At 59.0% G+C, this 7,340-nt stretch carries 6 protein-coding genes; 2 read left to right on the forward strand and 4 right to left on the reverse strand.

The features are described 5' to 3' along the window. Positions 1-140: 140 nt before the first annotated feature. The 4 genes from F8N80_RS28650 to F8N80_RS28665 all read right to left on the reverse strand — a co-directional run bounded on the left by F8N80_RS28650 (position 141) and on the right by F8N80_RS28665 (position 4,395). Entirely contained in the window at positions 141-1,574 is a 1,434-nt protein-coding gene (locus F8N80_RS28650; protein WP_150746527.1) for an NAD(P)(+) transhydrogenase (Re/Si-specific) subunit beta, read from the reverse strand. Then, on the reverse strand, positions 1,571-1,924 hold the full coding sequence (locus F8N80_RS28655; protein WP_150746526.1) for an NAD(P) transhydrogenase subunit alpha: 354 nt from the start codon (positions 1,922-1,924) through the stop codon (positions 1,571-1,573). Before F8N80_RS28655 ends, F8N80_RS28650 begins: the two co-directional genes overlap by 4 nt. Positions 1,925-1,939: 15 nt before the next feature. Next, complete coding sequence (locus F8N80_RS28660; protein WP_150746525.1) at positions 1,940-3,061, reverse strand: Re/Si-specific NAD(P)(+) transhydrogenase subunit alpha; 1,122 nt, start codon at positions 3,059-3,061, stop codon at positions 1,940-1,942. Positions 3,062-3,495: 434 nt separating this feature from the next. Beyond that, on the reverse strand, positions 3,496-4,395 hold the full coding sequence (locus F8N80_RS28665) for a LysR family transcriptional regulator (protein ID WP_150746524.1): 900 nt from the start codon (positions 4,393-4,395) through the stop codon (positions 3,496-3,498). 157 nt (positions 4,396-4,552) lie between these two features. Between F8N80_RS28665 and F8N80_RS28670 the strand changes: the two genes are divergently transcribed. Next, positions 4,553-5,734: an acyl-CoA dehydrogenase gene (locus F8N80_RS28670; protein WP_150785217.1), complete on the forward strand. Its 1,182-nt coding sequence runs from the start codon at positions 4,553-4,555 to the stop codon at positions 5,732-5,734. Positions 5,735-5,747: 13 nt separating this feature from the next. Continuing rightward, complete coding sequence (locus F8N80_RS28675; protein ID WP_150785218.1) at positions 5,748-6,968, forward strand: CaiB/BaiF CoA transferase family protein; 1,221 nt, start codon at positions 5,748-5,750, stop codon at positions 6,966-6,968. The last annotated feature ends 372 nt before the right edge of the window (positions 6,969-7,340 follow it).

A 7,340-nucleotide genomic window follows, 5' to 3' on the forward strand; every position in this document is an offset into this window, starting at 1 on the left:
AAAAATCCGTCCCGCTACCATGGTCGAATGCCGAGCCCTGATTTAGAGCCTTTGGTCGGTTTTTCGCCGTTGATTTGTGAGCAATAAAAAACCCCGGCCTGCTAAGGCCGGGGTTTTGGGTACTGCTGCTTGCGCAAGTTTTACTCGACGGCTTTAACCATGTCTTCGATGACTTTCTTGGCGTCGCCGAACACCATCATGGTTTTGTCGAGGTAGAACAGTTCGTTGTCCAGACCGGCATAGCCGCTGGCCATCGAGCGCTTGTTGACGATGATGGTCTTGGCCTTGAACGCTTCGAGAATCGGCATGCCGGCAATCGGCGACTTCGGATCGTTCTTCGCCGCCGGGTTGACCACGTCGTTGGCACCCAACACCAGCACCACGTCGGCCTGGCCGAAGTCGGAGTTGATGTCGTCCATCTCGAACACCTGGTCGTAAGGCACTTCGGCCTCGGCCAGCAGTACGTTCATGTGGCCCGGCATGCGGCCGGCAACCGGGTGGATCGCGTACTTCACAGTCACGCCGCGATGGGTCAGCTTTTCGGTCAGCTCTTTCAGCGCATGCTGCGCCCGGGCGACCGCCAGGCCGTAGCCCGGAACGATGATCACGGTGTCGGCGTTGGTCAGCAGGAAGGTCGCGTCGTCGGCCGAACCGGATTTCACCGGGCGGGCTTCCTTGGCGCCTGCCGGACCTGCATCGGCGGTATTGCCGAAACCGCCGAGCAGTACGTTGAAGAACGAACGGTTCATCGCCTTGCACATGATGTACGACAGGATCGCACCGGACGAGCCCACGAGGGAGCCGGCAATGATCAGCATCGAGTTGTTCAGCGAGAAGCCAATGCCCGCTGCTGCCCAACCGGAGTAGCTGTTGAGCATCGACACCACCACCGGCATGTCCGCGCCGCCGATCGGGATGATGATCAGCACGCCGAGCACGAAGGCCAGGGCCAGCATCAGCGCAAAGGCACTGAGGTTGCCGGTGAGCATGAAGGTGATGCCCAGGCCCAATGTCGCCAGGCCCAGCAGCAGGTTGAGCTTGTGCTGGCCAGTGAACTGTACCGGAGCGCCCTGGAACAGGCGGAACTTGTACTTGCCCGAGAGCTTGCCGAAGGCGATCACCGAACCGGAGAAGGTAATTGCACCGATGGCCGCGCCGAGGAACAGCTCCAGACGGTTGCCGGCAGGAATCGCATCACCCAGTTGCTTGACGATGCCCAGCGATTGCGGCTCAACCACAGCTGCGATGGCGATGAACACGGCGGCCATACCGATCATGCTGTGCATGAAGGCGACCAGTTCCGGCATCTTGGTCATTTCAACGCGCTTGGCCATGATTGAACCGGCCGTACCGCCGACCAGCAGGCCGACGATGACGTAACCGATGCCAGCGGTGGCCAGCTCTGCGCCCAGCTTATAGATGAGGCCGACGGTAGTGAGGATCGCCAACCCCATGCCGAGCATGCCGAACAGGTTGCCGCGACGGGATGTGGTTGGATGCGACAGGCCCTTGAGCGCCTGGATAAAGCAGACCGAGGCGATCAGGTACAGGGAAGTAACCAGGTTCATGCTCATGCTTGCTGCACCTCAGCCTTGATTGCTTCGGCCTTGGCTGCCGGCGCTTTTGCCGGAGGCGCTTTTTTCTTGAACATTTCCAGCATGCGCCGGGTGACCAGGAAGCCACCGAACACGTTGACCGCGGCGAGGGCCACGGCCAGGGTGCCCATGGTTTTGCCAAGCGGCGTCACGGTCAGCGCCGCTGCCAGCATGGCACCGACGATCACGATGGCCGAAATGGCGTTGGTCACCGCCATTAACGGCGTGTGCAGAGCAGGTGTAACGTTCCAGACCACGTGGTAACCGACATAAATCGCCAGCACGAAGATGATCAGGTTGTAGATACCGGGGGAGATAAATTCTTCCATCGTCTGAATCCCTGCTTAGGCGTTTTTGCGGATGACTTGGCCGTCGCGGCACATCAGGCACGCGGCGACGATATCGTCTTCGAGGTTCACTTCGAACTGGCCTTCTTTGTTGAAGACCAGCTTCAGGAAGTCCAGCAGGTTGCGCGCATACAGTGCCGAAGCATCTGCCGCGACGGCGCCGGCGAGGTTGGTCGGACCGCAAATGGTCACACCATTTTCGACCACTACCTGGTCGGCAACCGTCAGCGGGCAGTTGCCGCCCTGGGCTGCCGCGAGGTCGATGACCACCGAGCCTGGTTTCATCTGCGCCACGGTTTGCGCGCTTAGCAGGGTCGGCGCCTTGCGGCCCGGGATCAGCGCTGTGGTAATGACGATGTCCGCCTGCTTGGCGCGTTCGTGCACGGCCAGCGCCTGGCGCTGCATCCAGCTGGCGGGCATGGGGCGTGCGTACCCGCCGACACCGACGGCGCATTCGCGCTCTTCATCGGTCTCGTAAGGCACGTCGACGAACTTGGCGCCGAGGGATTCGATCTGCTCTTTAACCGCAGGACGCACGTCGGAAGCTTCGATCACTGCGCCCAGGCGTTTTGCCGTGGCAATGGCCTGCAAGCCAGCCACACCGGCGCCGAGAATCAGCACGCGCGCCGCTTTCACGGTGCCCGCAGCGGTCATCAGCATCGGCATGAAGCGCGGATAGTGGTGAGCGGCCAGCAACACGGCTTTATAACCGGCGATGTTGGCTTGCGAGGACAGCACATCCAGGCTTTGGGCGCGGGAGGTGCGCGGCGCGGCTTCCAGCGCGAACGCGGTAATGCCGCACTCGGCCATCTTGGCAATGGTTTCGTTGCTGAACGGGTTGAGCATGCCCACCACAACGGTGCCGCTCTTGATCAGAGCGAGTTCGCTGTCGCTGGGGGCGACCACTTTCAGAATCAGCTCGGCACCAAACGCTTCGTTGGCGCTGCCAATGGTGGCGCCTGCCGCTTCATAAGCACTGTCGACAACACTGGCACTAATGCCGGCGCCGCTTTGCACAGTGACTTTATGCCCCTGGCCGATCAGCTTCTTGATGGTTTCCGGGGTAGCAGCAACCCGTGTTTCACCCGTCTGGGTTTCGAGAGGAACACCAATGTGCACGTCAAATCTCCTGCGTGATCTTATTGAGTAAACCCATGCACTGCGGATGGTGCGGCTGGGGCGGCCGATCAGCACGATCCCGCCAAACAAGGGCGGGGCGTGGCATTTTGCAGGCGAACTTTGTGCCCATCAAGGGATTATGACGGGTGACGGAAAATTAACTACAAGTCACCCCGTGACCGAATGTCGCACCAATCGGGTCAATCCCTTGTAGGCCGTGCCTTGCAAGGGTTCTGCTGAAAAATGAGCGATTGGCACATCGGTAAGGTGAAAGAGGCGTCATTGCTTCGGTTTGGAGGCTCAAGGCCAGGCGTTCAGGCGCTTTTGGCGCGATTGTATGCCTTCGCGGTACAGTTTGCGAATATGCGACAAATACGTATATCTGTAGGGTTTTATATTTGCTGACTACTGGGTCAATTAATTGGCTCGGGCCTTTATCCTTCTAGGTTGTAGCTGTGTGCCTGATTAACCAGCCAGTCGCGAAAAGCCCTTAAAGAGGCCGATTCGACCTTTCGCTCGGGAATCATCAGGTAATAAGCCTTGATACTCGACAGGGCTTGAGGGTTGGCGATCAACAGGCGCTTCTCCGCCAGCTCACGCTGAATCAGGAACGGCGGTATCAGCGCAATCCCCATATCGTGCATGGCCGCTTGGGCGAGCATGGAGAATAGCTCATAGCGCGGTCCTGTCATGTCCCGCGGGATATTTAGATTCTGCGAGTTGAACCATTGGCGCCAGGCATAGGGACGAGTGGTCTGCTGCAGCAGGGGCAGGTCGGCGATTGCACTGGGGGTCAGATGGGTCTTTTTTCCCAGCAGGTCAGGGCTGCATACGGGCATCGGATTTTCGCCCATCAGCCTGTGGGATTCGGTACCCGACCAGTCGGCGTCGCCAAAATAGATCGCCGCATCGAAGTCGGTGTCGGCAAACAGGAAGGGGCGCGTTCGATTGGTGAGGTTGACCGTCACTTCCGGGTGTTGTTGCTGGAAGTCCTTGAGCCTTGGCAGCAGCCATTGAGTGCCGAAGGTCGGTACGACGGCCAGTTCGATCACATTGGTGCCCTGCTGACCCATCACTGACAAGGTGTCCCGCTCAACCGCATCGAGCTGGGTGGCCACCCGTCGGCTATAGGACAGTCCGGCTTCCGTCAGCTTGACCCCGCGGCGCGAGCGGCGGAACAGTTCGACGCTCAGGAACTCTTCCAGGCTGGCGATCTGCCGGCAAATCGCGCCTTGAGTCAGCGAAAGCTCCTGGGCGGCCTTGGTAAAGCTTTCATGACGCGCTGCTGCCTCGAAGCTGATCAGGGCGGTCGTGCTGGGTATCTTTCTTCGCATGTACGGCAACCTCACAAATAGATCGCATAAAAGCTGATTAACGATCTTTCGGAGTGAGAAATTAGCACAACAGTATGCAAATTCCTCGTTTGCCGTGACGCCGAACCCGGCCTAGGATCAATCCACGTTATTTGACCCGATTCGAGAGGACACACTCATGGGCGGTAAAGCTAGCTTCAACTGGATCGATCCCCTGCTGCTGGATCAACAGCTCACCGAAGAAGAGCGCATGATTCGCGATACCGCCGAGCAATTCGCTCAGCAGAAACTCGCGCCGCGCGTTCTTGAAGCTTTCCGCCATGAAAAGACCGACCCGGCGATCTTTCGCGAAATGGGCGAAGTGGGCCTTTTGGGGGCGACCATCCCCGAGCAGTACGGTGGCAGCGGCCTGAACTATGTCAGCTACGGCCTGATCGCCCGTGAAGTCGAGCGTGTCGACTCCGGCTATCGCTCGATGATGAGCGTGCAGTCTTCGCTGGTGATGGTGCCGATCAATGAATTCGGTACCGAAGCACAGAAGCAAAAGTATCTGCCGAAATTGGCCAGCGGCGAATGGATTGGCTGCTTCGGTCTGACCGAGCCTAACCACGGTTCCGACCCGGGCGCGATGATTACTCGCGCACGCAAAGTGGAAGGTGGCTACAGCCTGACCGGCAGCAAGATGTGGATTACCAACAGCCCGATCGCCGATGTATTCGTGGTCTGGGGCAAGGATGATGCGGGCGACATCCGTGGCTTCGTGCTGGAGAAGGGCTGGAAAGGCTTGAGCGCCCCGGTGATTCACGGCAAGGTCGGCCTGCGTGCGTCCATTACCGGTGAGATTGTCATGGACAACGTGTTTGTCCCTGAAGAGAACATCTTCCCTGACGTCCGTGGTTTGAAAGGTCCTTTTACCTGTCTCAACTCGGCACGTTACGGTATTTCCTGGGGTGCACTCGGCGCCGCCGAGTTCTGCTGGCACACCGCTCGCCAATACACGCTGGATCGCCAGCAGTTCGGTCGTCCATTGGCCGCCACTCAGCTGATCCAGAAGAAGCTGGCCGACATGCAGACCGAAATCACCCTGGCGCTGCAAGGTTGCTTGCGTCTGGGTCGCATGAAGGATGAAGGCACGGCTGCGGTCGAGATCACCTCGATGATGAAGCGCAACTCCTGCGGCAAGTCGCTGGATATTGCTCGCATGGCGCGCGACATGTTGGGCGGCAACGGCATCTCCGATGAGTTCGGCGTCGCGCGTCACCTGGTCAACCTGGAAGTGGTGAATACCTATGAAGGTACGCACGACGTCCATGCGCTGATCCTCGGTCGTGCGCAGACCGGCCTCCAGGCGTTCTATTAACAGGAGAACGTCCATGGGCGCGCTATCGCATCTACGGGTACTGGATTTATCGCGGGTACTGGCCGGGCCGTGGGCCGGGCAGATCCTTGCCGACCTTGGTGCCGACGTAATCAAGGTCGAGCGGCCGGGCAACGGTGACGATACGCGCGCCTGGGGGCCTCCTTTCCTGAAAGACGCCCATGGCGAGAACACCAGCGAAGCGGCCTATTACTTGTCGGCCAATCGCAACAAGCAATCAGTCACCATCGACTTCACGCGCCCGGAGGGGCAGAAGTTGGTGCGTGAGCTGGCGGCCAGGTCGGACATCCTGATCGAGAACTTCAAGGTGGGCGGTCTGGCGGCTTATGGGCTGGACTATGAATCGCTCAAGGCGATCAATCCGAACCTGATCTATTGCTCGATTACCGGGTTTGGTCAGACGGGGCCTTACGCCAAGCGCGCGGGTTATGACTTCATGATCCAGGGGTTGGGCGGACTGATGAGTCTGACCGGGCGACCTGAAGGCGAGGAAGGAGCTGGGCCGGTGAAAGTCGGCGTGGCGCTGACCGACATCTTGACCGGGCTCTACTCGACAGTGGCGATCCTCGCGGCACTGGCTCACCGCGATCATGAAGGCGGCGGTCAGCATATTGATATGGCGCTGCTCGATGTTCAGGTAGCTTGTCTGGCTAACCAGGCGATGAATTACCTGACCACAGGCAATGCGCCGAAACGCCTGGGTAATGCTCATCCGAACATCGTGCCTTATCAGGACTTTCCTACGGCGGATGGCGATTTCATCCTTACCGTGGGTAATGACGGGCAGTTCCGCAAATTTGCCGAAGTGGCGGGTCAGTCGCAGTGGGCGGACGATCCACGCTTTGCGACCAACAAGTTGCGGGTGGCGAATCGTGCGGAGTTGATTCCGCTTATTCGCCAGGCAACGGTATTCAAGACGACTGCGCAGTGGGTACTGCAGCTGGAACAGGCAGGCGTGCCGTGCGGGCCGATCAATGATCTGGCGCAGATGTTTGCCGACCCTCAGGTCAAGGCGCGTGGCTTGGCGATTGAGTTGCCGCATGCGCTGGCCGGGACGGTGCCGCAGGTGGCGAGTCCGATTCGTCTGTCCGAGACACCTGTGGAGTACCGCAATGCGCCTCCTTTATTGGGCGAGCACACGCTGGAGGTTCTGCAGCGGGTGTTGGGTCTGGATGCTGGCGCGGTAGCTGCGTTTAAAGAGGCTGGAGTGCTTTGAGGTTTCCTCCTATATAGAAGGAGCGATTTTCCTTTCTCCAGTCGGGGGCGGAGGGCTGTTTTTCGGCCTTCGGCAAGTTATTGCCAGGAAAGCTATTTAAGGCTTGACGGCAGATTCTGGAAGCCTATAATTCGCCCCACTTCCGGCGCAGTCGAAACGGAAAACTCCTTGGTAAACAAAGAGTTACGCAGTTTTCGGCAGCGAGTTGCTTCAGTTCATCGAGGCCCAGAAGGAGTTGAAAGAGCGGTGTTGTTTGGCTCTTTTAACGGTTCGATCTTCTCGGTCGAAAGCGGGGTAAAAGAGGTGTTGACAGCAGCGACTAACGCTGTAGAATTCGCCTCCCGCTGACGAGAGATCGGAAGCGCCAAGTGG

It is taken from the genome of Pseudomonas fluorescens, assembly GCF_902497995.1.
Lineage (GTDB): Bacteria > Pseudomonadota > Gammaproteobacteria > Pseudomonadales > Pseudomonadaceae > Aquipseudomonas > Aquipseudomonas fluorescens_BK.

Bases quoted from the DNA above. Each gene is read 5' to 3' on its own strand.
- F8N80_RS28670 (WP_150785217.1), top strand. From the start codon at position 4,553: ATGGGCGGTAAAGCTAGCTTCAACTGGATCGATCCCCTGCTGCTGGAT.
- F8N80_RS28675 (WP_150785218.1), top strand. From the start codon at position 5,748: ATGGGCGCGCTATCGCATCTACGGGTACTGGATTTATCGCGGGTACTG.
- F8N80_RS28650 (WP_150746527.1), bottom strand. From the start codon at position 1,574: ATGAGCATGAACCTGGTTACTTCCCTGTACCTGATCGCCTCGGTCTGC.
- F8N80_RS28665 (WP_150746524.1), bottom strand. From the start codon at position 4,395: ATGCGAAGAAAGATACCCAGCACGACCGCCCTGATCAGCTTCGAGGCA.
- F8N80_RS28655 (WP_150746526.1), bottom strand. From the start codon at position 1,924: ATGGAAGAATTTATCTCCCCCGGTATCTACAACCTGATCATCTTCGTG.